The organism is Risungbinella massiliensis, from assembly GCF_000942395.1.
In the GTDB taxonomy this organism is placed as follows: domain Bacteria; phylum Bacillota; class Bacilli; order Thermoactinomycetales; family Thermoactinomycetaceae; genus Risungbinella; species Risungbinella massiliensis.
In genome coordinates this window covers 473,628-498,014 of record NZ_LN812102.1, presented here as the reverse complement: position 1 = coordinate 498,014, position 24,387 = coordinate 473,628, and the positions used below count along the sequence as shown (strand labels likewise).

25 protein-coding genes, 1 rRNA gene and 1 pseudogene are annotated in these 24,387 nt (G+C 38.7%); 21 read left to right on the top strand and 6 right to left on the bottom strand.

Translation table 11 applies throughout. From position 1 onward, the window contains the following. Positions 1–106: 106 nt before the first annotated feature. Entirely contained in the window at positions 107–562 is a 456-nt protein-coding gene (locus VJ09_RS02900; protein ID WP_044640164.1) for a GNAT family N-acetyltransferase, read from the bottom strand. Between the two features lie 439 nt (positions 563–1,001). On the opposite strand from VJ09_RS02900, the gene VJ09_RS02895 reads away from it, so the two are divergent. The 6 genes from VJ09_RS02895 to VJ09_RS02870 all read left to right on the top strand — a co-directional run bounded on the left by VJ09_RS02895 (position 1,002) and on the right by VJ09_RS02870 (position 4,724). Further along, the gene (locus tag VJ09_RS02895; RefSeq protein WP_082050373.1) at positions 1,002–1,568 is read left to right on the top strand and encodes a sulfurtransferase TusA family protein; all 567 of its coding nucleotides are present in this window, start codon (positions 1,002–1,004) and stop codon (positions 1,566–1,568) included. Between the two features lie 29 nt (positions 1,569–1,597). Then, the gene (locus tag VJ09_RS02890; protein WP_044641546.1) at positions 1,598–2,731 is read left to right on the top strand and encodes an MBL fold metallo-hydrolase; all 1,134 of its coding nucleotides are present in this window, start codon (positions 1,598–1,600) and stop codon (positions 2,729–2,731) included. A gap of 21 nt (positions 2,732–2,752) precedes the next feature. Then, a complete protein-coding gene (locus tag VJ09_RS02885) occupies positions 2,753–2,980 on the top strand; it encodes a sulfurtransferase TusA family protein (protein WP_044640163.1) in 228 nt (75 codons plus the stop codon). Between the two features lie 49 nt (positions 2,981–3,029). Beyond that, positions 3,030–3,506 (top strand): DsrE/DsrF/DrsH-like family protein, encoded by a 477-nt coding sequence (locus VJ09_RS02880; protein ID WP_044641545.1) that lies wholly within the window; start codon positions 3,030–3,032, stop codon positions 3,504–3,506. A 15-nt stretch (positions 3,507–3,521) separates the two neighbouring features. Next, entirely contained in the window at positions 3,522–4,313 is a 792-nt protein-coding gene (locus tag VJ09_RS02875; RefSeq protein WP_044640162.1) for a sulfite exporter TauE/SafE family protein, read from the top strand. Positions 4,314–4,457: 144 nt separating this feature from the next. After that, entirely contained in the window at positions 4,458–4,724 is a 267-nt protein-coding gene (locus VJ09_RS02870; protein ID WP_044640161.1) for a metal-sensitive transcriptional regulator, read from the top strand. A gap of 57 nt (positions 4,725–4,781) precedes the next feature. On the opposite strand, the gene VJ09_RS02865 is transcribed toward VJ09_RS02870, so the two are convergent. Together VJ09_RS02865 and VJ09_RS02860 are read right to left on the bottom strand one after the other, a co-directional pair. After that, the gene (locus VJ09_RS02865) at positions 4,782–5,120 is read right to left on the bottom strand and encodes a phage holin family protein (protein ID WP_230199078.1); all 339 of its coding nucleotides are present in this window, start codon (positions 5,118–5,120) and stop codon (positions 4,782–4,784) included. A gap of 101 nt (positions 5,121–5,221) precedes the next feature. Continuing rightward, entirely contained in the window at positions 5,222–6,508 is a 1,287-nt protein-coding gene (locus tag VJ09_RS02860) for a cation:dicarboxylate symporter family transporter (RefSeq protein WP_044640159.1), read from the bottom strand. 323 nt (positions 6,509–6,831) lie between these two features. Here VJ09_RS02860 and VJ09_RS02855 point away from each other — a divergent pair, with 323 nt between their 5' ends. The 10 genes and pseudogenes from VJ09_RS02855 to rrf all read left to right on the top strand — a co-directional run bounded on the left by VJ09_RS02855 (position 6,832) and on the right by rrf (position 15,305). Next, entirely contained in the window at positions 6,832–8,073 is a 1,242-nt protein-coding gene (locus VJ09_RS02855) for an NAD(P)/FAD-dependent oxidoreductase (protein ID WP_044640158.1), read from the top strand. Between the two features lie 102 nt (positions 8,074–8,175). Further along, positions 8,176–8,442: an autorepressor SdpR family transcription factor gene (locus VJ09_RS02850; protein ID WP_044640157.1), complete on the top strand. Its 267-nt coding sequence runs from the start codon at positions 8,176–8,178 to the stop codon at positions 8,440–8,442. Next, positions 8,442–9,086: an SdpI family protein gene (locus tag VJ09_RS02845; RefSeq protein ID WP_052807189.1), complete on the top strand. Its 645-nt coding sequence runs from the start codon at positions 8,442–8,444 to the stop codon at positions 9,084–9,086. The genes VJ09_RS02850 and VJ09_RS02845 overlap by 1 nt, the downstream gene beginning before the upstream one ends. Before the next feature lie 127 nt (positions 9,087–9,213). Continuing rightward, on the top strand, positions 9,214–10,692 hold the full coding sequence (gene miaB / locus VJ09_RS02840) for a tRNA (N6-isopentenyl adenosine(37)-C2)-methylthiotransferase MiaB (protein ID WP_044640156.1): 1,479 nt from the start codon (positions 9,214–9,216) through the stop codon (positions 10,690–10,692). Positions 10,693–10,704: 12 nt separating this feature from the next. Next, entirely contained in the window at positions 10,705–11,124 is a 420-nt protein-coding gene (locus VJ09_RS02835; protein WP_044640155.1) for a YlbF/YmcA family competence regulator, read from the top strand. 22 nt (positions 11,125–11,146) lie between these two features. Beyond that, a pseudogene (locus tag VJ09_RS02830) lies at positions 11,147–11,716 on the top strand (RNA-guided endonuclease TnpB family protein); the annotation flags it as partial. A 229-nt stretch (positions 11,717–11,945) separates the two neighbouring features. Then, the gene (gene cotE / locus VJ09_RS02825; protein ID WP_044641542.1) at positions 11,946–12,515 is read left to right on the top strand and encodes an outer spore coat protein CotE; all 570 of its coding nucleotides are present in this window, start codon (positions 11,946–11,948) and stop codon (positions 12,513–12,515) included. A gap of 239 nt (positions 12,516–12,754) precedes the next feature. After that, positions 12,755–13,063 (top strand): hypothetical protein, encoded by a 309-nt coding sequence (locus tag VJ09_RS02820; protein WP_044640154.1) that lies wholly within the window; start codon positions 12,755–12,757, stop codon positions 13,061–13,063. Positions 13,064–13,248: 185 nt separating this feature from the next. Continuing rightward, the gene (locus VJ09_RS02815; protein WP_044640153.1) at positions 13,249–14,439 is read left to right on the top strand and encodes a NupC/NupG family nucleoside CNT transporter; all 1,191 of its coding nucleotides are present in this window, start codon (positions 13,249–13,251) and stop codon (positions 14,437–14,439) included. Positions 14,440–15,188: 749 nt separating this feature from the next. After that, a 5S ribosomal RNA gene (rrf, locus tag VJ09_RS02805) occupies positions 15,189–15,305 on the top strand. Positions 15,306–15,799: 494 nt separating this feature from the next. Here the strand turns inward: rrf and VJ09_RS02800 are convergent. From VJ09_RS02800 to VJ09_RS02790, 3 genes are read right to left on the bottom strand one after another with little or no spacing between them, the layout of a single operon-like run. Further along, positions 15,800–17,431, bottom strand: a complete 1,632-nt coding sequence (locus tag VJ09_RS02800; RefSeq protein WP_052807187.1) for a YndJ family protein — start codon at positions 17,429–17,431, stop codon at positions 15,800–15,802. Next, positions 17,418–18,032 carry a DUF4166 domain-containing protein gene (locus VJ09_RS02795; RefSeq protein ID WP_044640151.1) on the bottom strand — a complete coding sequence of 205 codons (615 nt, stop codon included), beginning with the start codon at positions 18,030–18,032 and terminating at the stop codon, positions 17,418–17,420. Before VJ09_RS02795 ends, VJ09_RS02800 begins: the two co-directional genes overlap by 14 nt. Before the next feature lies 1 nt (position 18,033). After that, a complete protein-coding gene (locus VJ09_RS02790; protein ID WP_407689965.1) occupies positions 18,034–18,954 on the bottom strand; it encodes a DoxX-like family protein in 921 nt (306 codons plus the stop codon). A 153-nt stretch (positions 18,955–19,107) separates the two neighbouring features. On the opposite strand from VJ09_RS02790, the gene VJ09_RS02785 reads away from it, so the two are divergent. The 5 genes from VJ09_RS02785 (at position 19,108) to VJ09_RS02765 (ending at position 24,374) form a co-directional block, all read left to right on the top strand. Further along, positions 19,108–19,794, top strand: coding sequence for a deoxynucleoside kinase (locus VJ09_RS02785; RefSeq protein ID WP_044640149.1), 687 nt, complete (start codon positions 19,108–19,110; stop codon positions 19,792–19,794). A 341-nt stretch (positions 19,795–20,135) separates the two neighbouring features. Continuing rightward, on the top strand, positions 20,136–21,083 hold the full coding sequence (locus VJ09_RS02780) for a conjugal transfer protein (protein ID WP_044640148.1): 948 nt from the start codon (positions 20,136–20,138) through the stop codon (positions 21,081–21,083). Positions 21,084–21,095: 12 nt separating this feature from the next. Then, entirely contained in the window at positions 21,096–21,323 is a 228-nt protein-coding gene (locus tag VJ09_RS02775) for a hypothetical protein (protein WP_044640147.1), read from the top strand. 52 nt (positions 21,324–21,375) lie between these two features. Further along, the gene (locus tag VJ09_RS02770; protein ID WP_044640146.1) at positions 21,376–21,771 is read left to right on the top strand and encodes a hypothetical protein; all 396 of its coding nucleotides are present in this window, start codon (positions 21,376–21,378) and stop codon (positions 21,769–21,771) included. Next, on the top strand, positions 21,768–24,374 hold the full coding sequence (locus VJ09_RS02765) for an ATP-binding protein (RefSeq protein WP_044640145.1): 2,607 nt from the start codon (positions 21,768–21,770) through the stop codon (positions 24,372–24,374). The genes VJ09_RS02770 and VJ09_RS02765 overlap by 4 nt, the downstream gene beginning before the upstream one ends. The last annotated feature ends 13 nt before the right edge of the window (positions 24,375–24,387 follow it).

Below are 24,387 nucleotides of genomic sequence, written 5' to 3'. Positions count from 1 at the left end.
CAGTAGCCAGGCTGTTTTTGTTATTATTTGGAAATTTGATGAAAAGTATGTTCTATAATCCAAAAGTTAATATATCGTTTTTTTAAAAATCATTGTTACCAAAATGCTATAATTCTTTTGTCATAAATACACTATTTGGGTCCTCCATGTAATCTGAAAACGGCTTACAATATTGAAACCCAAAACTAGTATATAGCTTTCTAGCTGGTTCAAAAGCGTCCATGGAGCCCGTTTCCAAACTCAGCCGATGATAGCCACGTCGCTTGGCTTCTTCTATTATGTGTTGAAGGAGTCGCCTAGCAACTCCCTTTCGTAGATGTGAGGAAGAAGTTCGCATCGATTTTATCTCTCCATGTTGTTCTTCAAGTTCTTTCAGTGCCCCACAACCAACTAGTTCCCCTTGCTCCCATCCACTCCAGAAAGTAATTTCTGGTCTTCGTAATGCCTCAAGATCTAGTGCATGGATACTTTCTGGTGGGGAATGTAATGTCATACCTCGAAGATGCTCTCCGATCAATTCCTTTATTTCTGATCCAGTTAAATCGTCTACTTTAATTTCCATAAGAAGATCACCTACTTGTTAGTTGATAAAGAACGGAAGCTGATTTCTTGAAATAGTATCACAGATAAGATAATTTCGGGTACAAATTTTAATTCGAGACGTATGCAACAATAAACTCATGCTATGTGAGTATAGTATTTTTCTATTGGAGAAAAGTAATCGAACATACCTATTACTTCAAATTCTTTTTAGATATTTAAATTTAATGGGGATCGTGGGTATGAAACTATGTCGAATAGTGAATGAGAATTTTCTAGACTAACGTAGATATCCTAAAATATTTGACAAAGAGTATAAAATGGATTTATCATAATACCCATAGGGGTATATGAAAGGGGTGTCAACGTAATATGTTGGCATTATTTTATCGAAAAACATATACATATACAGGTATATGTATATTATGAAGAAAGTGAGACTAATCAAAGGAGGAAAGTAATTGACTATTCAAGTGGATTTTCAACTAGATTGCAAAGGGCTTTCATGTCCAATGCCCGTTGTTCGTACAAAAAAAGCAATAGATCAGCTCGAACCTGGTCAAGTTTTGGAAGTTCAAGCCACAGATCTTGGTTCATTGGCTGATATTCAAGGATGGGCTAAAAGTACAGGGCATCACTATCTAGGCACTGAATTCGAGGATGAAGTGATGAAGCACTATTTACGAAAAGCAAGTGCTTCCGAGTCAAAAAAAGAAAGAGCACATTCGAATGTAATACAAAATGAAGACTTTCAAAAGGTGCTAGAAAATGGTAGTGATTTTGTCTTATTGGATGTGCGTGAACCTGCAGAATATGCATTTGATCATATTCATGGAGCTATTTCCATACCGTTCGGTAGATTAGAAGATCAGCTTGATGATCTTAAAAGAGATCAAGTAATCTACGTTATTTGTCGTACTGGAAAGAGGAGTGATCAAGCGGCTCAATTACTGACGAAATATGGATTTTCTAATGTGATAAATATTATACCTGGTATGTCTAAATGGTCAGTAGAGAAAACAGTATAGCATTTTATTTTAAACAAGGAGGTTATCGGATCATGGTGAAAATGATGACGCCCAAAGATGTGGCGGAGAAAGTGATTCATGGGGAGATATTTATTTTAGATGTGCGGAATAACGAAGATTATCACAATTGGAAAATAGAAGGACAAAAAGTGGAATCGATCAATATTCCTTATTTTGATCTGATTGATGGCGTTGAACCAGTATTAGAACAGCTACCGAAAGATAAGCGAGACATCCTCGTTGTTTGTGCGAAAGAAGGATCTTCGATCTTTGTCGCAGAGCAATTAGCTGATGCAGGCGTCGAGGAAGTGTATTACTTGCAAGGTGGAATGAAAAGATGGAGTGAATATTTGCATCCGGTAAAAATCGGAGATTTACAAAATGGAGGAAGTGTTTATCAGTTTAATCGATTAGGAAAAGGATGCCTTTCTTACTTAATAGAGTCAGATGGAGAAGCTGCCATTATTGATATGGTTAGAATCACAGAGACTCTCGAGCAGTTCGCAAAAGAGCAAGGAATTTCGATTAAATATCTGATTGATACACATCTCCATGCTGATCATATCTCGGGTGGGCGTAAGTTAGCAGAGAAGGTAGGAGCTATCTATTATTTACCACCTAAGGATGCAACAGAAGTCACTTTCGACTATGAGCCATTAGTGGAAGGAAATCAAATTACAGTAGGTAATACCCAAATCCGTATACAAGCACTCTATTCTCCTGGTCATACCATTGGAAGTACTTCCTTAGTGATAGATGATCAATATCTACTATCTGGAGATATTTTGTTTGTAGATTCCATCGGTCGTCCTGACTTAGCAGGATTAGCAGAAGATTGGGTAGGAGATCTGCACCAAACACTCTATCAGTTGTACAAAGAGCTTTCACCTGAGCTTATGGTTCTTCCAGCCCATTTTGGAAACATGAGTGAGCTGGATGATAAGGGAGGTGTATTGGCCAAATTAGGAGATCTATATGAGACCAACTTAGGGTTTCAAGTGGAAGATAAAGCAACATTTTGTCGAATGGTAACAAAAAATCTTCCACCACAACCGAATGCATATCACGAGATCCGGCAAATAAATATGGGGAAAATTAGCCCATCTGAAGAGGAACAACGCGAGATGGAGATTGGTCCAAATCGTTGTGCCGTTCATAATTAATCATTTAAGAGGAGAAGGAAAATGAAAATAGATAAAGTGTTAGATGCAAAAGGGCTTTCATGCCCATTACCAGTGGTTCGTAGCAAAAAGGCAATGGATACTCTTGCAACTGGAGAAATATTAGAGCTTCATACTACTGACCAAGGTGCAAAGAATGATATTCCAGCATGGGCAACAACAGCTGGTCATAAAGTAATCAAGCAAGTAGAAGAGGACGGTATTGATAAGTTTTGGATTCAAAAAGGATAAACGGGTCTTTTTATTAAAAGGATCTGATCAAAATAGGGAGAGAGATAATATGGAGAATAACAAATCGACTTTAATTGTATTTAGTGGAGATCTAGATAAAGCGATTGCTAGCTTTATTATTGGTACAGGTGCAGCAGCGATAGGAAATCAAGTAACGATGTTTTTTACCTTCTGGGGGTTAAATATTTTGCGTAAAGAGCAATATATACCAGTTGAAAAAACTTTTATAGATAAAATGTTCGCTAAAATGCTTCCCCGTGGTCCTGAAAAACTTGGTATCTCTAAAATGAATTTTGGTGGTTTGGGCGCTAGAATGATGAAATATACAATGAAAAAGAAAAATATCGTTACACTGCAAGAACTCATGGAAATGGCTCAAGAATTAGATATTAAAATGGTAGCTTGTATGATGTCGATGGATGTATTGGGAATCAAAAAGGAAGAGCTAATTAATGGGCTTGAGTATGCAGGAGTAGCTTCTTATCTAGCAGAAGCTAATGAGGCAAACATCAACTTGTTTGTTTAAGAAAGAAGGGCAAAAATGGATATATCATTTATCGTTCTTCTCTTTTTAATTGGGTTTATTGGCTCCTTCCTTTCTGGAATGGTTGGAATTGGAGGATCCATCATTAAATATCCATTGTTATTTTATATTCCTCCCATTTTTGGTTTTGTAGCTTTTACAGCTCATGAAGTATCTGGAATTAGTGCAATACAAGTTTTCTTTTCTACAATCAGTGGGGTATTTGTATATCGCAGAGGAGGCTATCTCAATAAAGCTCTAATATTGTATATGGGTAGCAGTATTCTTATTGGTAGTTTTCTAGGCGGATATGGATCCAAACTTCTAGATGAGGGACAAATTAATTTAGTTTATGGGGTTCTTGCTCTATCTGCTTCCATCTTGATGTTTTTACCAAAAAAAGGTTTGGATGAGATTCCATTGGACCAAGTGAAGTTTAATGGGATATTGGCTATTATTTTATCGTTTATCGTTGGTCTAGCTTCAGGAATAGTTGGAGCAGCAGGTGCTTTTATCTTAGTGCCAATTATGTTGGTTGTATTGAAAATCCCAACTCGGATGACAATTGCTACTTCTTTGGCAATCACTTTTATCTCCTCGATTGGTTCAACAGTGGGGAAAGCAATGACAGGTCAAGTATTGTTGATCCCGTCCATTATTATGGTTGTAGCTAGTATTATTGCTTCTCCACTTGGGGGACAATTCGGGAAAAAAGTGAACACAAAAGTATTGCAACGATTGTTAGCTATATTAATTGTGGTTACTGTTGTTAAAATTTGGATGGGCATCTTTGGGAAAACCTCCTTTTGATAGGGGGTTTTTCGATTTAAGAAGGAAACGATATAATGGCATGAGTAATCGATATTATGTTGCTGTAAGGATGGCAAATTAGATGAATAATGATATATATTAACTCCGTTTTTAGCTTAAGAAGAAAAATGGAAGGGGATTATAATGATTTATGATGATGATGTAAAAAAACGTTTGCGCCGGATTGAGGGACAAGTTCGTGGTGTTCTTCGGATGATGGAGGAACAGAAAGATTGTAAAGAAGTCATCTCTCAACTATCTGCTATTCGTTCTGCTTCAGATCGAACGATTAGCTATATTTTAACTCATAATTTAGAGCAGTGTTTACGTGAAGAATTTCAAAAAGGTGAGGCAGCTGACACGAAAAAAATCTTAAAAGAAGCGATGGATTTAATGGTACGTAGTAGATAAAATGAATTTCAAAAAACTAAAAACTCGAGACTACCTTTTTTAGGTAGCCTCGAATAGTTAGGTAGTCAGTTTTCTCCTCGTCGTTGGAAGAAACAGATTAAAGAAAGCAATGATTAAAGAAGCAATAAGTGTTCCAAACAGTGTAATTCTAAAGCCTGGTACGATAAACTGTACCAAGTAAAGAATGATAGCACTGGTAATAAATCCAATCCCGCCTTTAGCAAAAGGGGAAATCTTATCTTGGGTCATACTTTCCACTGCCCATCCTATTAAAGCGATTAGGATGGCTGCAATCATGGCAGAGAAAAAATTACCAATGCGGAAACCAGGGGTTAAGGCAGCAGTAACAATTAAAACAAGTGTTGCCACAAGAAAGCGAAGAATAGTTGAGAGCATCGAAATAAATCCTTTCTTCTTTTTTGTTTAGTATTGCTCCTAAATATCCATTTCATGTAAAAAAGGCAGCTCTCTTTAGGAGAACTGCCTTTCGGTATTTCTTAAGATGCTTGTTGTGCCTTTTTGTTACTAATTTCTGCGAGATATGCTTTTCCTTTTTCTTCATCATATTGTTTCTCCCATTTTGCCATAACAACAGCAGCGAGAGAGTTACCAACTACGTTTACCACGGTGCGAGCCATATCCATGAGACGGTCTGCACCAACGATGAAGGCAAGACCTTCTACTGGAAGACCGAGTGGTTTGAAGGTAGCGAGCAATACTACGAAGGAGACACCTGGTACCCCTGCGATTCCTTTGGATGTAACCATCAGGGTTAGAACTAATAGAATTTGTTTATCGAGTGGCATGTCGATTCCATACATTTGTGCAACGAATAGTGCTGCGATTGCTTGGTAAAGAGTGGAACCATCTAAGTTAAAGGAGTAACCAGTTGGGACTACGAAGGAAGTAATTCCCTTCGGTGCACCAAAGCGCTCCATCTTTTCCATGATTTTTGGTAGTACGGTTTCCGAACTAGAAGTCGAGTAAGCCAAGATTAGCTCATCTTTCAGGATCTTAAAGATATGGAAGATGTTGATGCCAAATAATTTAGCAGTAAGCCCTAGTACAACCACTACAAAGAAAATCATGGAAGCATATACTAGAATTACTAATTTTCCAAGTGGAATGAGCGATTCGAGCCCAAATTTGGCGATGGTAACACCCATCAAAGCAAAAACCCCGAAAGGTGCAAATTTCATGATCTGGTTGGTAATATAGAACATCGTATCAGCGACGCCTTGGAAGAAGCCAATAACTGGTTTCCCGCGTTCCCCGATTGCAGCTACCCCAAGCCCAAATAGAACGGAGAAGAAGATGACGGCCAGCATGTCGCCTTCTGCTAACGCTTTAAAGAGGTTATCAGGAACGATATGGATAAAGGTCTCTGCCATTCCTTTTTCATGAGTCTCTGACTCAGTATCTACATAGCTACTGATGTCAGACTGTTGTAGTTGTGAACGATCCACTCCCACCCCTGGTGTGAATACGTTTGCAACTAAGAGACCAACAATGATCGCAATTGTTGTAATGATTTCAAAGTAAAGAAGGGTTTTCCCACCAAGTTTTCCAAGCTTTTTCATATCACCAACACCAGCTACCCCGATGATAATACTGGAGATGACGATTGGGATTACAATCATTTTAATGAGGCGAAGGAAAATAGTTCCGATCGGTTGTAGATACGTTTCTACGTGCGGATTCTTAAAAAAGATAGCGCCTACAATAATACCGAGAATCATTCCGATCAAAATCTGCCAAGCTAGTCCAATTTTAATTTTCTTCATCTAGTTCACCTCTATTACTGGATTTGTTTTACGAAGTCAAGCAAAGGAGAGCTGCTTCTGTGAAAGTTCTATGTCACCACTTACACGATATTAAGGTAGAACAGGAAAATATTCAAGTAATAAATGATATATTCTATTATTCTGAATAAAAATCTAACTTTTATTCTAAAATAAGTAATTTAATTTAGAATATGCTTCGATGTAAATAATTCTGTATGGTATGTCAAATATATAATAGTATTTTTAGAATATTTCGTTAGAATATTAGATAAGTATTGCGTTCGATATGTAGTTTTTGAAAAATTTTAGTGGGGGGATCTTTTTTGGTTCAGTATTTTGATGTTATTGTAGTAGGGGCGCGTTGTGCTGGTGCTACACTGGCGATACGACTAGGGAATGCAGGTCATCGGGTGTTGCTTTTGGATCAAGGTAATTTTCCTAGCGATACTCTGTCTACTCACGCGATTTTCAATAATACTGTTTGGGAGCTGAAGGATTTAGGTATTTTTCCACTTATTCCAGAATTAGATGCTCCACCAGTTCGGAATGTTCTATTACAATTCGAGGATGTAAAAATAGAAGGTTCGTTACCACCTATTAAAGGTGAGGAAGATAGTTATTGCATACGTAGAAGCTACTTAGACCAAGCAGCTATACAAAAGGCGAGTGAGATTCCTAATGTAACGATTTACACAAAAGTACGTGTCAAAGATCTATTATGGGATGAGGATCGAGTAGTGGGAGTAAAGACAAAAGATGCCTTGGGACAACAACAAGAGTATCATTCGAAGTGGGTAGTTGGGGCAGATGGACGCAATTCTACTGTTCGCAAGAAATTGAAATTAAAGCCACTTATTGATGTACCAACCGACTTTGCCTGTTATTTTACATACATAGAAGGATTAGAAGCGAAAAGTGAGCCAACATTTGAAGTGTATCGAATTTACGATCGCACCTTAGTCATTTTTCCGACCAATCATCACCAACATGTTGTTTTTGTTGCCTTTCCGCTAGCCAATCGACTCTGGATAAAAGAATTTGGACATAATTCCAAAAGTGCACTATGGGACTTTTTAAAGACGCAATTTGTGGAAATAAAATTTAATAATCGACTTCATAATGCCAAAATAGTAGAGAAGATTCGAGGGTTAACTGGTTTTTCCAATCATTGGTTTTCGGGGATTGGAAAGGGGTGGGCATTAGTTGGAGACGCTGTCATTTTTAAAGATCCAGCACTAGCACAAGGGATCCATGATGCGATCTATGCAGGGAAAATATTGCAACCGATATTAGAAAAAGCAATGCAGACAGATGAAATAGACGAAACTCAGCTGGACCGACTTTATCAGGAGCAGCTCCAAGCAAAGTTTCGTGAACGATTTGAACTAGGGATTGCACTTACGAAGAATAATCTAATGAGTGCTGAACAAAAACTATTCCAGCAAACGATAAGCCAATACCCAGAAGCAGTGGAGAAGTTTTTAGGTTTTTATAATTATGCCAATAATATGGATGCAGTGACACAGATAGTCCGTTCGATTATCGAACAAGCACAAATAAAATAAAGTACGGGAAACTGCTTCCATCGTGGAGCGGTTTTGTTTATAATATAATTAGTTATTTAGAAATTTATCTAAATATATGCCTTTAAAAGGATTGTGAATGCTGTGAACCAGGTATTTAAAGCACTAGCTGACCCTACACGTCGAATGATTTTGGATCTTCTTCGAGTAAAAGATCGTAGTGCAGGGGAGATCGCTGAGCATTTTGAGATGAGTAAGCCTTCTGTTAGCAACCACTTAAATATTTTAAAGAATGCTGAGTTAGTCCTAGTGGAGAAGAGAGGGCAGTTCATGATTTATTCCCTTAACACAACGGTGTTCCAAGACGTAATTCAATGGCTTATGGAAGTACGAGATAGGAGTGAAGATTAATGTGGAAAAGTAATTGGAACCGTTTTTCTTTTGGTATCGCATTAACGCAGATTTTTGTTACCTTATTTTTTTTCTCGCAACTTCCTGACCAAGTCCCGATGCATTGGGGGATTGGTGGAGAAGTGGATCGTTATGGATCTAAAGGAGAATTCCTTGCCCTTTCCTTTTTACCGATTGGCGTGTTTTTTCTTATTCATTTACTTCCTAAATTGGATCCGCGAAAGCAATCCTACCAACAACATAAAAAGGCATATACCATTACTAATGCAGCAGTAGTTATCTTTTTAGCAGTCATCAATTTTTTGGTTCTTAGCGATATCTTAGGTTGGAATATTCCTTTATTACCCACGATGTTTGTATTGTTGACCATTTTGTTTCTGGTGATCGGAAATTATCTCACACAGGCCCGTCCCAATTTTTTCTTTGGGATCCGAACTCCATGGACACTTTCTTCTTCTGAGGTATGGCGTAAAACGCATCGAATGGCAGGATATTTGTATATTCCATGTGCCCTGTTGTTTTTATTACCTATTTGGTTGAAAGTAGCTTGGGTTCATTTTATTCCTATTATTGGGATCATTGCGTTAATGATATTTCTCTATCTATATTCCTATCTTCTCTATCAAAAGGAAAGAGGGAAATAGACTATATTTGAAAGGTGATTGCCTCTCCTATATAATAGATTCATTGTATAAATGTTTAGGTTATCCATCCGAGCAGGAATGAATGTATAGAATAAACATGGTGAGCTAATAGAAGAGGTGAATTGGGATGAGCCAAGAGAAAGACTACTCTCGCTATTTTACCGCTCCTGATTTGAAGCAAGCGAAAAAGCGGGGAAAAGAGTCCATCCAGGTATTACAGTTCAACGAGATACCGCCTGAAATGCAACAAGTTGGTGTAGGGCAAAAGTACATGATTCAAACGTATGGCTGTCAAATGAATGAACATGACAGTGAAACGATGGCTGGGATCTTGGAACAGATGGGTTACGAAGAAACAACAGAAACAAGTGAAGCAGATGTGATCTTGCTTAACACATGTGCAATCCGTGAAAATGCGGAGGATAAGGTGTTTGGTGGGTTAGGTAGATTAAAAGCGTTAAAGCTGGAAAAACCCAACTTAGTATTAGGAGTCTGTGGATGTATGTCGCAAGAAGAATCAGTGGTCAATCGAATTCTCAAAAGTTATCAGCATGTAGATATGATTTTTGGGACTCATAATATTCATCGTTTGCCTCATCTTCTACAAAATGCCCTCTATAGCAAAGAAATGGTAATTGAAGTTTGGTCCAAAGAGGGAGATGTAATCGAAAATCTTCCTAAAAAACGATCAGATGGGCTTCGAGCTTGGGTTAATATTATGTATGGTTGCGACAAGTTCTGCACCTATTGCATTGTACCTTACACTCGTGGTAAAGAGCGTAGCCGTCGTCCAGAAGATGTTCTTCAGGAAATTCGTGATTTAGCAAGACTTGGTTATAAGGAAGTAACACTCCTTGGACAAAATGTAAATGCTTATGGAAAAGATTTTGAGGATATGGAATACCGTTTTGGGGATCTGATGGATGACGTTCGTAAGATCGGTATTCCACGAGTTCGCTTTACTACGAGTCATCCTAGAGATTTTGATGACCATTTGGTAGAAGTTCTAGGCAAAGGTGGAAATCTTGTTGAACATATTCACTTGCCAGTACAATCTGGAAGCAGTGAAGTGCTCAAATTGATGGCTCGTAAGTATGATCGGGAACGTTATCTAGAGTTGGTAGGCAAACTGAAAAAAGCGGTTCCGAATGTGGTACTCACGACCGATATCATTGTTGGTTTCCCAGGAGAGACAGATGAGCAGTTTGAAGAGACTCTCTCTTTAGTAAAAGAGGTGGAGTATGATTCAGCCTTTACCTTTATTTATTCACCGCGTGAAGGAACGCCTGCAGCTAAGATGCAGGATGATGTTCCGATGGAAGTGAAAAAAGAACGTCTTCAACGCTTAAATGACGCATTAAACGAGATCAGTTTGCGAAAAAATGAAGCTCTTCGTGGGCAAGTGGTGGAAGTCCTCGTAGAAGGAGAGAGCAAAAAGAATGCAGAAGTGCTCTCTGGACGGACTCGGACGAACAAACTTGTTCATTTCCGAGGTTCCAAAGACCTGATTGGTAAAATGGTGCAAGTAAAAATTGAAGCACCTCAAACATGGATCTTAAAAGGAGTGTTAGTAGACGAAGAACAGTCTGCTACACCAGTTGCTTAGGAGGGATACCTATTGACAATTAGTACAATTCCTTCCAAAGTGCTAGTTACTGCCCATCAGTTTGCACTCAAGTTACAAAACAGTGCAGAGATCGAGCGATTTCGATTAGCGGAACAACAAGTAGATCAAAGTCTTTCTGTACAAAATTTGATTCAAACAATCAAGAAAAAGCAAAAAGAATTGGTTCACGCCAAGCATTATCAAAAGACGGAATATCGTAAGTGCATAGAACAAGAGCTAGATCAGCTAAATAAAAAGTTAGATAATCTGCCGATTGTAAGAGAGTATCAACAGTCACAAGTGGAAGTTAATGAGATTATACAAACCATCCAACAGATTCTAGCCGATGCCATCTCTGAAAAAATTGAAGTGGAGGCCGGTGGAGAAATAGTCAGTGGATGTGGAAGTGGTGGGCCATGCGGTTGCCGCTAAGAAAGTGATCTCAATTCAAGTCGTTTCTCTAAGAGAAACGACTTTTTTATCTATGAACGGAACAAAAGATCCAGCTCCTTGGTATTTTCGACAATATGAACAGAAGCTAGCGAAAGCCCAAAGAACCCTATCGAGACGTACTAAAGGAGGTTCTAACTGGAACAAAGCACGAATCCGAGTCGCCAAAATCCATGAAAAGATCGTGAATGCGAGACATGATTTTCTCCATCCACTTTCTACTAAGCTCATCCGTGAAAACCAAACGATTTGCTTGGAAGATCTACCAGTTAAAAACATGGTGAAAAATCATTCCTTAGCCAAATCCATTACCGATGCTTCTTGGTCGGTGTTTGTCACCATGCTAACCTATAAGGCAAAGTGGTTCGGAAGAACCATCGTGAAAGTAGGTAAAACGTTTCCATCTAGTCAGCTTTGTTCGGCTTGTGGCTATCAACATAAAGAGGTGAAAAACCTAAATCTTCGAAGTTGGACATGCCCTGAGTGCCGGGTAGAACATGATCGTGACATGAATGCTGCTCAGAATATCTTAAAAGAAGGTCTAAGACTTCTTGCCGTAGGAACTACGGTTTGAGCTTGGTACATTTCCTATCGGTAGATGGGATTACCCAAGAATCCTCCACTTCTTAGCGTAGCGTAGGTGGAGGGAGTGTTCAAAAGGAGTGACCACTTTGTAGGCTGATGCATAGGATTTCCTATGTAAACAGAACGTTGCCCAAGAAATCATGTAGGTATTTGCACCCATAGTAGGTGGCCTGCATAAATTGGAGCAAAGCCCATCAGAGGAGGGAACTTTAGTGTCGATGAAACGATCTTCCTTAGATTATCGCCAAGTATTAACCCGCGCAGTATGCGGAAGAGGACGTAAGTTTTCACAAGCAACCCATGCCGTGAAACCACCAGAGCAAATTCAAAGTATTTTGGGGGCTTGGGTAATTAATCATTCATTTGACAGTACCCGAGTTGGTGAGGCCATCGAGATTCGTGGCAGCTACGATATTAATATTTGGTATTCTTGTAAAGGAAATACCAAGACTGATGTTCTCAAAGAGACAGTTCGTTATATCGATCAAGTGCCGCTTAGTTACTATGATCGTCAAACACGAGAAGGATCTTCTGTTGTAAATGCACAATGTACTCAAGTACCCAATTGTGTGGAAGCTACTATTTCTCCTAGTGGCGATGCTATCTATGTACGGGTAGAGAAAGAATTCGCAGTCGAAATGGTGGGCGAAACCAAAGTCTGCGTAGCTGTCTACCCAGTTGAGATGGCAGAAATGGATGACAAAGAAATTTTATTTGCAGAAGAAGAAGAGACAGAAGAATATGATGAACTAGATCCAGATCTTATTATCGACGACCTCGAAGACTAAGCGGGGGATCGATATGATCTGTAGAATTCATTCCCCACCATGTTCTCTTTTTTTAGAGAACATGGTGGGGTTTTTTCTTAAGTACTAATGGAATATGTAGTATCGAAAGAGGTTGTTCGGGGCGTTTTGCTCATATTTCAAAGATTAGATCTCTACCCAAGCAGAATAACAAACAATATCATATCCTAAATGCAACCGATCGGTAAAAGGAAACAAACTTTTTAGACAGGAGGAATAATGTGGACGCCCTTTCAGAGACAAAGTGGTTTCAGAAGAAGATCGAAAAAGATGGCAAAAAGTATAAAGTCAAAATCGCCATGGAGTTTCTCAATAGCAACAAAGGGTTTAACACCTACGTGACCCTGTACAAAAAGAAAGTGTTTTTCTATACCAAGGTAGAGGAAGGATTTTACCGTGACTTAGAGCCAATTCAAGCAGTTGAAAAGCTGATTAGTAGCTATGAGAGTAGCAGACGAAGTGAAAAATACCAAACGCATAAGGTAAATTCCTATATGGATCATTTTATGGAATGGGATGGACGGTTCTAAGGAAGAGCAGTTCCCTATAGCGAATTAGGGAACTGCTTTTTTATTTTGCCGAAATACGGTATTTCGAGATAGAAAATATTGCACAAATGAATATTTATTGGTAGTATCCAAAATGGAAACGTTTTAGAATTAGACACAAAAGAAGAGGCGAGCAGAGCAAACCACATCATAGGGGGACATAAAAATTGGACAAGCTTATTACAGTGCTTGGAATTGTAGTGGTTTTAGGAATCTTGTACTTATTATCAGATAACAGAAAGCAGATTCAATACAAGACGGTTGGTTTTGCATTGATAGCACAAGTACTTCTGGCTCTGTTTTTTGTGAAAATTGAACTAGGACAACAAGTGTTATTTCAGGTTTCCAATGCAGTACAAAAAGTAATGAATTATGCCAAAGAGGGAACTTCCTTTGTCTGGGGTACATTAGCTGACAGTACTGCTTCTACCGGTTTTGTATTTGCAATACAAGTTTTATGTGTCATCATTTTCTTCTCTGCCTTAGTTAGTGCGTTAAACTATATCGGTCTTTTACCATTGATTATTCGTGTTGTAGGAGGAGCTATCGGGAAAATCCTGGGTACCTCTAAATCCGAAAGTTTTGTTGCAGTCTCCAATGTCTTTTTGGGACAAACAGAAGCACCTGTTGTAGTCGGAAAGTATCTACCTAAGATGACTAAGTCGGAAATTATGGTTGTTCTAGTCTCTGGAATGGGCTCGGTATCAGGGTCCATTTTAGTAGGATACTCAGCGATGGGCGTTCCAATGGAAGCTCTGCTACTAGCTTGTGCACTGGTACCATTTGGAGCTTTGCTTGTGTCTAAATTACTTTTACCAGAGACAGAAGAGGCCACAGATGATGTACAAATTGATCGCAAAGGCGGAAGTGCCAATATTATTGAAGCGATCAGTAAAGGAACCATGGATGGTCTGCAATTGGCTTTGGCAGTAGGAGCTTCTCTTATTGCGATTATTGCGATCGTAGCTACTCTTAATGGAGCTTTGGGTCTTGTAAATCTTTCGTTGGAACAGATCTTAGGCTGGATTTTCTTCCCAATCGGTTGGTTGATGGGTCTATCGGTAACCGAGGCTGTGGAAGCTGGGAAGTTCATAGGAATGAAGCTAACACTTAACGAATTTGTTGCCTTTTCTGAGTATACGGAAGGAGTTGCCAACCTCTCCGAACGTGCAAAACTGATGATCGCCGTAAGTTTATGCGGTTTTGCTAATTTCAGCTCCATTGCGATCTGTACTTCTGGACTAGCTGTGTTTGCCCCAGAGAAACGACCAGTCATTGCGAGTCTTGCATTTAAAGGAATGATTGGTGGAGCCCTAGTATCCGTTTTATCTGCAATGTTTGTTGGATTATTTGTTTAATCGAATAAAAACGATCGACCCTTATGGGTTGGTCTTTTTTTATTACCATCAAAATGATGATACTTTCGATGGGCAAACTGATTATGGAAAGTTCCTGTTCTAATGTTCCAATTTGTTTAAATACATTTTTCTATATTACTAAATTGACATATCCATACCCGTGGTGCTAGTAACAAAATAATAGCCCTTGCAAGAAAATTCCTTCAAAATGAAAGTGCGACCTTATCATCAGGAGGAATTTCTCATGCAAGAGCACTCTCATTTTATCAAATCACTTCCGCAACTTCAAAAGCTATATCATAAAATTCTTTTGGAAGTTCAGGATATGTATAATCATCTAGTTCCACTGAAATTACGCCAAAGGCGTAACATTCATCAGCAGTACCAAAAGGACTTTGTCATCATCTCTGTTTGTTTATTAGGAAAAATGATGGGATTTACTTCTGAACGTTCTTGGCATTCGTTCGCAAAAGCGAACTTTTTCTCAGGACAATTTTTTCCTGAACGCTCTCGTTATAATCGAATTTGCAGACAACTTCTTTGGATCATTAAGTTTCTACGCTATCAATTTANTTGTAGATGACGAGGTAGATCGGTCTGAGGTGGAAGCATGGTAACATGTGTAGCTGACAGATACGAATCGGTCGAGGGCTTTTCCTCACATGTCTTACTTTTCGATTTGCAATACACTTGGCCTTCTGTTCTAATTTTCAGGGTGTGACATATTTCATATGTCTTGACACTGACTGTCTGGTGATAATGGCGGAGGGGTCCCACTCGTTCCCATCCCGAACACGATCGTTAAGCCCTCCAGCGCCGATGGTACTTGGACCGCAGGGTCCTGGGAGAGTAGGTCATTGCCAGGCAAACCAACCCCCACTTGCTACTTTGTGCAAGTGGGGGTTTTTTGATATTGGATATCTGAGGTGAATAAACATAGGTGAATAAATATAAAGTATATAGAAAAATATATAAAAAAATTACAGTAGAAGGTCATCGGTTTTACTATGTAGTAAATGATGAATGGACAAGGGATAATATAAAAATTCGAGCCTATTCATCAAAGACAAAGACAACCTTTTTTTGATATATATTTTACATGGCACGATACTTATTTTGTTTATTTTTATAAACCTAGTGTTGCTTCAGTACTAATCAGATACGCGATAGACAAAGGTTGGAATTATATAAAGGATAAACAGACCAAGATCATATCCCAAGGAAGTAATGTGATCAAAGAGTTAGGTCTTCAACGTATATAGAAGTGAAAAAGAGAGTTTGATTCAATATATAGAGTATTGCAAAATTCAGATTGGTCATGAAGTATGGGTAATTTCTATAATCAAAAGAGCCGCTCCTTTTAAGGGAGTAGCTCTTTTGCATTACGATGGGAAATAAAATAATCGATTGTTAAAAATGGAATAGAAAAGATCCACATGTTGTGTTGAGCTTTGAGCACCCCTTTTCTGATTTCCATAAGGTTAAATTGTTCATGAATAGGTAATTTTAAAAGATAATTGTGTATCGCAAGATATATCCCAGAATCTGAATCTGCTTTCTCTAAGTTACTTTTGCTGGTCAGTATTAACTCTTTTCCATATTGTTTGAGTTCTAAAATCCCAATCATGGACGACCAAGGTAATGGTAAGGCAATATTCATGTAAGTGTGGTTTTGTTTTTGATGAGAGGAGTACAGAGCTACAAATACGACCTCGTCCTCCATTTTCCGTACCCAGGATCTTGTGTTATTTCTTCCATCCATTTCATCTTGAATTGGATATATGTTACCTGTCATTTCTTTCTTATCGCTTGAAAGAGGTAAGTTTAATTGTTGTACATAGCGACTGATCAAACGATAGATCAGGACAAAAGGTTTAAACCAAGTACGCCATTTTACTTCTGCAAAAAGGCGGTAATTGTTTGTGTTTTCATAAAAATCTAGGATAGTTGGTGATAATGATTCATAACATACTTCTGGTTCATACGAGTGCATATTATCCACCAGACCTTTATAAGAAAACGTGTCTTTATTCCGATCCTTAATGTCCTCTAAGATTCTTTCTCCAATAACTTTTTTTCCTCTTATCTTACTTATTGGAAAGTCCCATCGATCCATTTTAGATAAAGGAGTGAACAGGGACCAGCCGATCAAACCGATAAAAGCAAAGACAAAACCATTTAACAATCCATGAAACCGCAACATGAAGTCTATGGTAATGGTGAATTCACGCCATACATTTCCAAGAGCATATAGGAATGAAAATAGAATCGTTACTCCTAAAGCAGCAAAAGAGAAGCGGATCAAGACCTTAGCTACAACATGATGGATGGGTGCTTTCCAAGATAAAAAGATAAGACCATAAATTCCGATGATGTAGAGAATAACAGAAATGAGTTCTAACCATCTAGAAAAGGTGATCCCTAACGCTACAATAATAGGAGATATTAGGATAATACTACAAGTTACTTTATATAAAGTTGATTTAGATAGTCTTCCAAGAAACCCAACAAAAATAGGTAGCAGGAATGCAGAATGGTGAAAGTGAATACCTGTAAGCCATCTAATAATGGGAGAGAATCCCGTATCGATATTGGCTTCATGAGCCAAAAACCAAGCCCCTCCGATCCATAGATACATTAATCCGATATCTATAGAACATTCTTCTAGATGAGCAAAGCCTCTATTTAAGAAACGAGTGAAACCGTAAACAGCTACAAAAAAGGTAAAGAGGAAATAAATTGTTGCTAGAAGCCCATCCCATGCAGTTTGAGAAGTCACCTGAAGTATCACAATGGAAAGATAAGCCGGTGTAGATATATACGGATATAACCGATTAAACCAGTCCCCTTTTTTCATGATCAGGTGTAAGGCAAGAGGAACATAAATGAGCTGAGCGGCAGTTAACATCAAATAATACCAAGGAGAGACACTAACAAAAGCTACGACTAAAAACAAAATAGTGTGTGTTAGAGCGATTTTACGAAATGTCATCTGATGTAAACTCTCCTTCATAAGAAAAAACAGTTCCTATTATTGGGTTACGGACTTCTACTTTAATATGAAAGACTTGCTTTTCTTCTATATATTTCTCTGTTACATTTGCTAAGCCTTGTAATATTCTAGGTAGAGGTATTTCGATCTTTCCTAATACGAGTCGCTGTTTTTTTGATTTAATAGATAAACAACCATCGTCAGTCACAAACAACGATAAATCAGAGTAAAACAAACTAGGTTCACCTAAATAATCTTTGATAATTTTCTTCTGATGATCGAAACTCATTCGTGCATTAAAATATCGACGCTTCTGTCCGAAATGAAATATTCTCTCCCAATGTACCTGCTCTTCTCCATTAGCCCCCATACATGATAAGTTTACAATCGTAAAAGGAATATCTTTTCCGTGTTCTGGAAACAGTAGCTTGCACTTTACTCCCAACCAAAAAAGAGGATAGAGCCATTTCGGCCCACCCTTAATCTCTTTCATTACTCCACTTGCTCGAAAAGGTGTCTTTTTTTTCATTTCATATCTTTTTTGAAGCATAGGATGGAGATTGTAAAAATATTCTCCCAGAAACTGTTTATATATGGACATGTTAGACTCCCCGCTTTTGACGCTTACAGTATTTCGCTGTTGGTACATCTTCACTTACGAAGAATCCTATTACGGATAGCACAAATAAAGAGATGTTCAAGGTGAATGGATTAAAAGGATGAACAAGATAACTAGGATCTGCAAGAATAACCGATAATGTAAGCAGTGGGAAGAGGATTATCTGAATCTCTAGTAATCTTCGCTTATTTGTATAAAGCAGCCAAGTGATTCCCAATCCGATCTCAGCGATTCCCAACCCGATGACAACCCAAGATGCTTGTGTAGGACTTAGGGAGACTAAGCTACTGACCATGTTGATCTCCTCGGGATTCATACTAATTAATTTAGGGACTAACCCATGGTATGTCCAAACAAAAAAGAACAATAGGCTAATAATCCAATAGCTAAAGAACCGAATGTATTGAGTAGAAGGAGTTTCTCCTTTTTCAAGCCATCGTTTCAATACATCAAAACTAAGCGCTGTTGCCCATCCTAAAAGGGGACGAAATAAAAAGTGATCAAAAAGATGACCTAGATAGCCATGATTCACTTGATAATCGTATTGAGTTAGAAAGGTAGTCGACTCTTCGTCAGGTTGATACTTCCAATATCCTTTTCCTTCTCGAATGATAGAGATTTTCTGATCCGTTCCAAAATGCAAAGAAGATGTTCTAGAATCATCTTCAGCAAGGTAGGTTCCAACACTTCTTCCCCAACCTGCTATATGGATACCGAAGCCAATATTCGTTTCATAGGTGAATTCCTGAGGAGCGTTTTTTTCTTTTGGTAAATACGTAATAGAAGAAAAACGAAGATCCCACTGTTCATGCTGTTGGGGAGTTAAAGTCGCCTCCCATACCCGATCCATATCTGAATGAATAGATACCTCAACATATATCGGTTTACTCTTCAATACTTTCACCTCGAAACAAGCTTATCACAATTCTGAAAAATAGAATATCAAATGAATCCTTGAATTCCTTTTAATCAAGAGTAGAAATATATTTCTTTTTGTTATATAAATGATAAGATTTTATATTGGTATCCATGACAATCTGGATAAGTGAGGGGCAGCATGAAAACAGTAAGAGGAGGAAGTTATTTGTTAACAGTAGGCGGGATGATTTCCCTGGGAAAGACCTCCGTTTCGGAGCTTTTGGGTAGAGAATTAGGTAGTGCAGTATATTATGAAAGCGTAGAGGATAATAAGATTCTTCCTCTTTTCTATACAGCAAGCGAAGAAGAGATTCAAGCGAAGCGATATCCATTTTTGCTTCAACTATACTTTCTAGACACTCGATTCAAATCTATTAAGAAAGCTCTACATGGTAAATACAATGTATTAGATAGAAGTATCTTTGAAGATAGATTGTTTGCCAAAATCAATCATGATTTAGGAAGAATATCTGACCTTGAAATGGAGATCTATGAGGGTCTATTTGATAACATGATGGAAGAAATAGAGGAACTACCCAAAAAAGCACCGGATATTATGATCTATCTTCATGGTTCTTTCGAAACAGTATTAGAGAGAATAGCCATTAGAGGGAGAGATTTTGAGGTAGATGAATCTCTGAAATCTTACTATAAAGTTCTTTGGGAAGGATACAAAGAATGGATTAAAGATTATGAGAAACAAGGAATCTCTGAAGTGATCTATGTGAATATGGACGAGATTGATGTAGTGAATAACTCCGATGATGCGAAATATGTAGTAGACATGGTAAAAGCAAAGTTAACGGAGATGGGGCTGTGGGATTAAAGTTAGTTGAAATTATGTAGTCTAATATAGAAGTGCCTTGATTATATAGATATGAACTCTATAGTGATAAGTATTACATTTTAAAAGAAAATTCTTTTTAGTTTTATTTAACCTTCCAATACTACGACATCTTCTTTGTTGTCAAGATGTCGTAGTAAAAAGCGAAGGTACCTATGAGAAATGATAGCTTTATAGAAATAAAATACTTTATATAGGGTGTCATTTAAAAAAACATTATCTGTTTACTTAAAATAAAGTTAATAATAATATTAATAAATAATTGTACTAGTTTAGTCTCTTGACACTTATTGGGAGATTCGGATAAGAAGGGACGTATTGTATTGACTGAAGAGCAAGTATTACATCATGAGAAGAAACAATCAAAAAGTACGAAACAGCATCGAAGAAGAAAAGTACGAACTGTATTAACGAAAATATGGGTGAATCTACTCATGTTGTCGATTATTTCTCTACTCTTGATTCTTGCCTTTTTCCAAACACCATATTGGAAGTCACAAGAGGTAGTTTCGAAACCAGTTCCTACTTCAACGAATCAGGTTGTGACAATAAAAGAAGAGTCCTCCATTGTTGACAACGCGCCTGGTGCCCTTCGCTGGGCAAAAGATTTTGCGGTTGCTTGGGTACAAGGAGACATGATGGCAGCTCAAAAGTATGTCGCAACGGGTTGGGAGTTACCAAAAGATTCGATAGATGGAACACGTCGTGAAGTGCTTGGAGCTCAGGAATGGAATGTAGGAACTGTGGACGAAGGACAAGTGAATGTGGTGGTGCAAGTTTCCGTTAAAGATCCAATTGATTCATTTAAGGTAAATAACCTCTATTTATCTGTTCCGATGTTGATTCAATCCAATGGCCAATTTGCAGTATCGGATCTACCTACCTATCTACCAGAACCAAAGAAAGCGGTAGTGAAACCAAAGGAAATGCCTGCAAATACGTTATCGATCACCGAACAAGAAGCAATTAAGAAAAAAGTGGAATTTTTCTTCCAACAATATGTTGGAGGAACTCCCCAAAATATAGGTTTTGCCTTTGTTGATCAAAAAGAACGAGCTGTACTAAGTGGGAAGCTCCACCAGATTCCTACTATCGAAATAACTTCCATTGATGGGGCTGCTTCCAAAGCCAAAGTCAGAGCGGTTGCTCAGGTAGAGTTGCTAGGCAGTAAAAATTTAATGGTTTTACAGCTGATAATGCAGAAAAACGGAGGACAGTGGTTAATTGAATCGACTACTCCTTCTATTCCCATACAATCAACTACACCATAAGGAGGGAAGGAGATGGACATCCTTCAGGTCGTCTCGAATTTTGTTGTAGCAGTAGGTTTGATATACATAGGATTTGCCGCCTTCCGATCTATTCGCGAAGGAGATTTGTGGCGAACTATTGGGATCATCTTGGCAGGAGGACTAGCAATCGCATTTGTAGGAAGTGCTTCTTTTCGAGATACCGTCATCGTAGTTGTTTCGCAACTATTTGAATTAGGATTTCCAACCAAAGCTAGTTAACGATGGAGGGCAGCTGCTCTCCTTTGTTTGGTTATAGGAGGAACATCATAACATGAAAGAACTTCCAGAAGAAAGAGCACCAAGACAAGTTCGCTCTTTTCAGCGTGCGTTTGAGCTTCAATTGTTTGGTACATCCGCAAAATCATTTGTGATCGATTGGATTAGTCTCTTTTTTATTACATACGTCAGTGTCTGGTTATTAGGAAACTGGGAACCACTTTATCCCATTTTTCAATGGGTATGGGAGGAAAACTGGTTCTTTATCCCTTATCTCTTTATCCCTATTGCTGTTCCGACGTTTCTTCTTTCGTTGGTAAAACGAGATGGGCTTAGTTTTTGGAGATATGTGGCACTCTCATTGACCTATTTTGTTACGGAACATGTATTTGAACCATTCCAGGAAAGAACGATGATAGAACGTCTGTTTGTGAAGGAGGAAAAGGAATGACTACGCTTGCGAGTCCCTATGTGTTATGGAAGAAGAACTTAATCGTAACAAAAGCAAGTCGATATCATGCAGCTGCTTGCTTTGAACTCAACCCAATTCATTTTGATTTTAAAAAACGAGATGAGTACGATCAGCTACTTTATCAAATGGAATCCCTAATCGCCAAGTTACGCTACTCTGGTATGTTTTTAATGGTCCCCGTTGGGTATGATCCAACAGAAGATCTCACCAAAGGAAGCAATCCACCCGAGGTTTTAGTAGAGTCCTTTGAGGACGGAATCAAACGGATGAAGGATCATATGGTTCAGATTCCCTATCAATACCGGACGTATCTTATTCTGTTTGTAGAACAAGTCGCCGGATCTTTAATAGAAGAGATGGTACAAGCCTTCTGGGAGACTATTAGTGATGTAACGAAGAAGACAGAACATCTCTTAGCAGGAGAGCCATATACCATTAGCTCTCGCGAATGGAACGAATTCCAGCGAAAAGAAGAGCTCGTCTATAAGTTGATCTCCTCCTATTTTCCAATTCGAAGATTGGAACCAATTGAGACAGATTGGCTGGTCAATCGGTGTGCGATGAGAGGAGTCGATCCTCAAAATCTATCGGAAGACGATTATGTAGATGGCTTTGAATCACCTGAGGCTTTTTTACTCTCCTCCGATCCCGTGCGTATTAGTCGAGCATTCCAAGATGTAATGTTGGATAAGAAATCTGTACCTGGAATGCTACGCTTTGAAAAGGAATTTCCAGAAGGACCGAAGACGGGCTACTTTTCGTTTCTCACCGTATCTCGTTTACCAAAAGGATCAGGGAGTTACCCAGGGGAAACGACTTTATTTCATACCATTCAAGACAAAGTACCATGTCCTGTAGAAATCTGTATTCAGTTTCAGCCGATTCATACACAAGAAGTGAAATGGAAGCTAAAGGCAAGCAAGCATATCTCCAAAGGAAATGCGAATCGGCAATGGGTAAAGACAGCCGAAGTACAGAGTCTTACACAACATGTAATAGACGAGTCTACAGAATTACAAGAATATCTAAATGAAACAGAGTATCCTATGTTCCGTACGAGAATCACTCTATGTACATGGGGAGAGACTCCTGAGATTGTGTATCAAAACAGATCCCACATTGCAAAAGCGCTAGCAAGCTATGAGTTACAAGTACCGAAAAAAATGCAACGCCAACTCTTTTATAACACCTTACCGGGGTTTCCCAAAAAATTAGGATCTCAATATTTTCTACGGCTTACCACCGAATGGTTAGCAGCTACGATGCCCATGGCAACTTCCAAAATAGGAGATCCATCCGGGTTTCTCATTGGATACACAGGAAATCAAGAATTAACTCCAGTCTTATTGAACCCACGTCGTGGTTCCGATGATTCGAAGCGAGCGGCTACCGGATCATCGCTCATTCAAGGAGCTCCAGGTAGTGGAAAATCTATGCTAGCCAATTATATGATTCATCAAGAATTGATGCGCGGAGCCAAAGCACTTATCTTTGATCCAAAAAATGAACGTTGGCATTGGCCATATGCCTTGCCTCATCTTCAAAAGGTAACGACCATGGTAACTCTGCGTGATGCAGAGGAAGATCAAGGAAAGTTAGACCCATTAGCTCGTATTACGAATGGTAATCAAGATGCATCGTCGATCTCTTTTGCCAAGTCGATCCTCAATTTTCTAGCCAATCGACAGAATGATAGCATTTATGAAAAAGTAATAGAAAAGGCAGTAGACAAGGTCATTCACCAATCGAAGCCATCTCTAATGAAAGTGATCGATCGATTGGAAGAGTTTTTGGATGACAAGCTGGATTTTGGCTTTCATGACAGTATCCAAGTAGAGGCGAAAAAGGCAGCAGCAGATATTCATGCTACGCTTCAAATGAGGGCTACATCTGGATTAACCCGACTTTTGTTTCATGATGGAACGAAGGAATTATTGGATCTTACAAATCCTCTCACCATTCTCCAGATCCAAGGATTGTGGGGAGGTACACAAGAGGATACTACGGAAAATCGGAACAAAAAAGCTGTTTTTTTAGCAGTTCTCGATTTGGCACGTCAATTTGCAGACGAGGAACGAGAGTATCGTACAATTTTAATCGATGAGGCTTATTTCATCACCGATGATCCAGAAGGGGCGAACTTGCTCCGTGTGCTCCTTCGTACGGGACGATCGAAACGTAACAATGTCATTCTTTGCACACACAATGCACGAGATATCCAACTGGAAGCCTCATCATATGCCGATGATGGTGGAGGAGAAGTGCGAAGTAATGTAACAAATCGCTTTGTGTATCGAATGGATGATCGACAAGAAGCGATTCGTGCTTGTGATTTGTTAGGGATCACTTCTACCAACCAGAATGTCGAGCGGTTGATGGATAAACGGAATATGACTTCTGGATCCTATTTTATGAGGGACTTTGAGGGTAATGTAGGACAAGTGAAATTCCCGCTTCACCAGATCGATCCTGAGCTATACCGGTGTTTTCAAACTAGTAACCCCCAGATCCTACAAGAGCGGGAAGAAAAATGGGGAAAATATCGAACCCAAGATACCAAGACATCGAGACTACTACTTTAGGAAGAGGGGGCTA

What these genes read in the sequence shown, in the direction of transcription:
- VJ09_RS02845 (WP_052807189.1), top strand. Translation starts at nt 8,442, where the DNA reads ATGTGGAAAAGTAATTGGAACCGTTTTTCTTTTGGTATCGCATTAACG.
- VJ09_RS02860 (WP_044640159.1), bottom strand. Translation starts at nt 6,508, where the DNA reads ATGAAGAAAATTAAAATTGGACTAGCTTGGCAGATTTTGATCGGAATG.
- VJ09_RS02865 (WP_230199078.1), bottom strand. Translation starts at nt 5,120, where the DNA reads ATGCTCTCAACTATTCTTCGCTTTCTTGTGGCAACACTTGTTTTAATT.
- VJ09_RS02765 (WP_044640145.1), top strand. Translation starts at nt 21,768, where the DNA reads ATGACTACGCTTGCGAGTCCCTATGTGTTATGGAAGAAGAACTTAATC.
- VJ09_RS02770 (WP_044640146.1), top strand. Translation starts at nt 21,376, where the DNA reads ATGAAAGAACTTCCAGAAGAAAGAGCACCAAGACAAGTTCGCTCTTTT.
- cotE (WP_044641542.1), top strand. Translation starts at nt 11,946, where the DNA reads ATGAAACGATCTTCCTTAGATTATCGCCAAGTATTAACCCGCGCAGTA.
- VJ09_RS02870 (WP_044640161.1), top strand. Translation starts at nt 4,458, where the DNA reads ATGATTTATGATGATGATGTAAAAAAACGTTTGCGCCGGATTGAGGGA.
- VJ09_RS02775 (WP_044640147.1), top strand. Translation starts at nt 21,096, where the DNA reads ATGGACATCCTTCAGGTCGTCTCGAATTTTGTTGTAGCAGTAGGTTTG.
- VJ09_RS02900 (WP_044640164.1), bottom strand. Translation starts at nt 562, where the DNA reads ATGGAAATTAAAGTAGACGATTTAACTGGATCAGAAATAAAGGAATTG.
- VJ09_RS02800 (WP_052807187.1), bottom strand. Translation starts at nt 17,431, where the DNA reads ATGACATTTCGTAAAATCGCTCTAACACACACTATTTTGTTTTTAGTC.
- VJ09_RS02875 (WP_044640162.1), top strand. Translation starts at nt 3,522, where the DNA reads ATGGATATATCATTTATCGTTCTTCTCTTTTTAATTGGGTTTATTGGC.
- VJ09_RS02880 (WP_044641545.1), top strand. Translation starts at nt 3,030, where the DNA reads ATGGAGAATAACAAATCGACTTTAATTGTATTTAGTGGAGATCTAGAT.
- VJ09_RS02795 (WP_044640151.1), bottom strand. Translation starts at nt 18,032, where the DNA reads ATGTCCATATATAAACAGTTTCTGGGAGAATATTTTTACAATCTCCAT.
- VJ09_RS02885 (WP_044640163.1), top strand. Translation starts at nt 2,753, where the DNA reads ATGAAAATAGATAAAGTGTTAGATGCAAAAGGGCTTTCATGCCCATTA.
- VJ09_RS02785 (WP_044640149.1), top strand. Translation starts at nt 19,108, where the DNA reads ATGAAAACAGTAAGAGGAGGAAGTTATTTGTTAACAGTAGGCGGGATG.
- miaB (WP_044640156.1), top strand. Translation starts at nt 9,214, where the DNA reads ATGAGCCAAGAGAAAGACTACTCTCGCTATTTTACCGCTCCTGATTTG.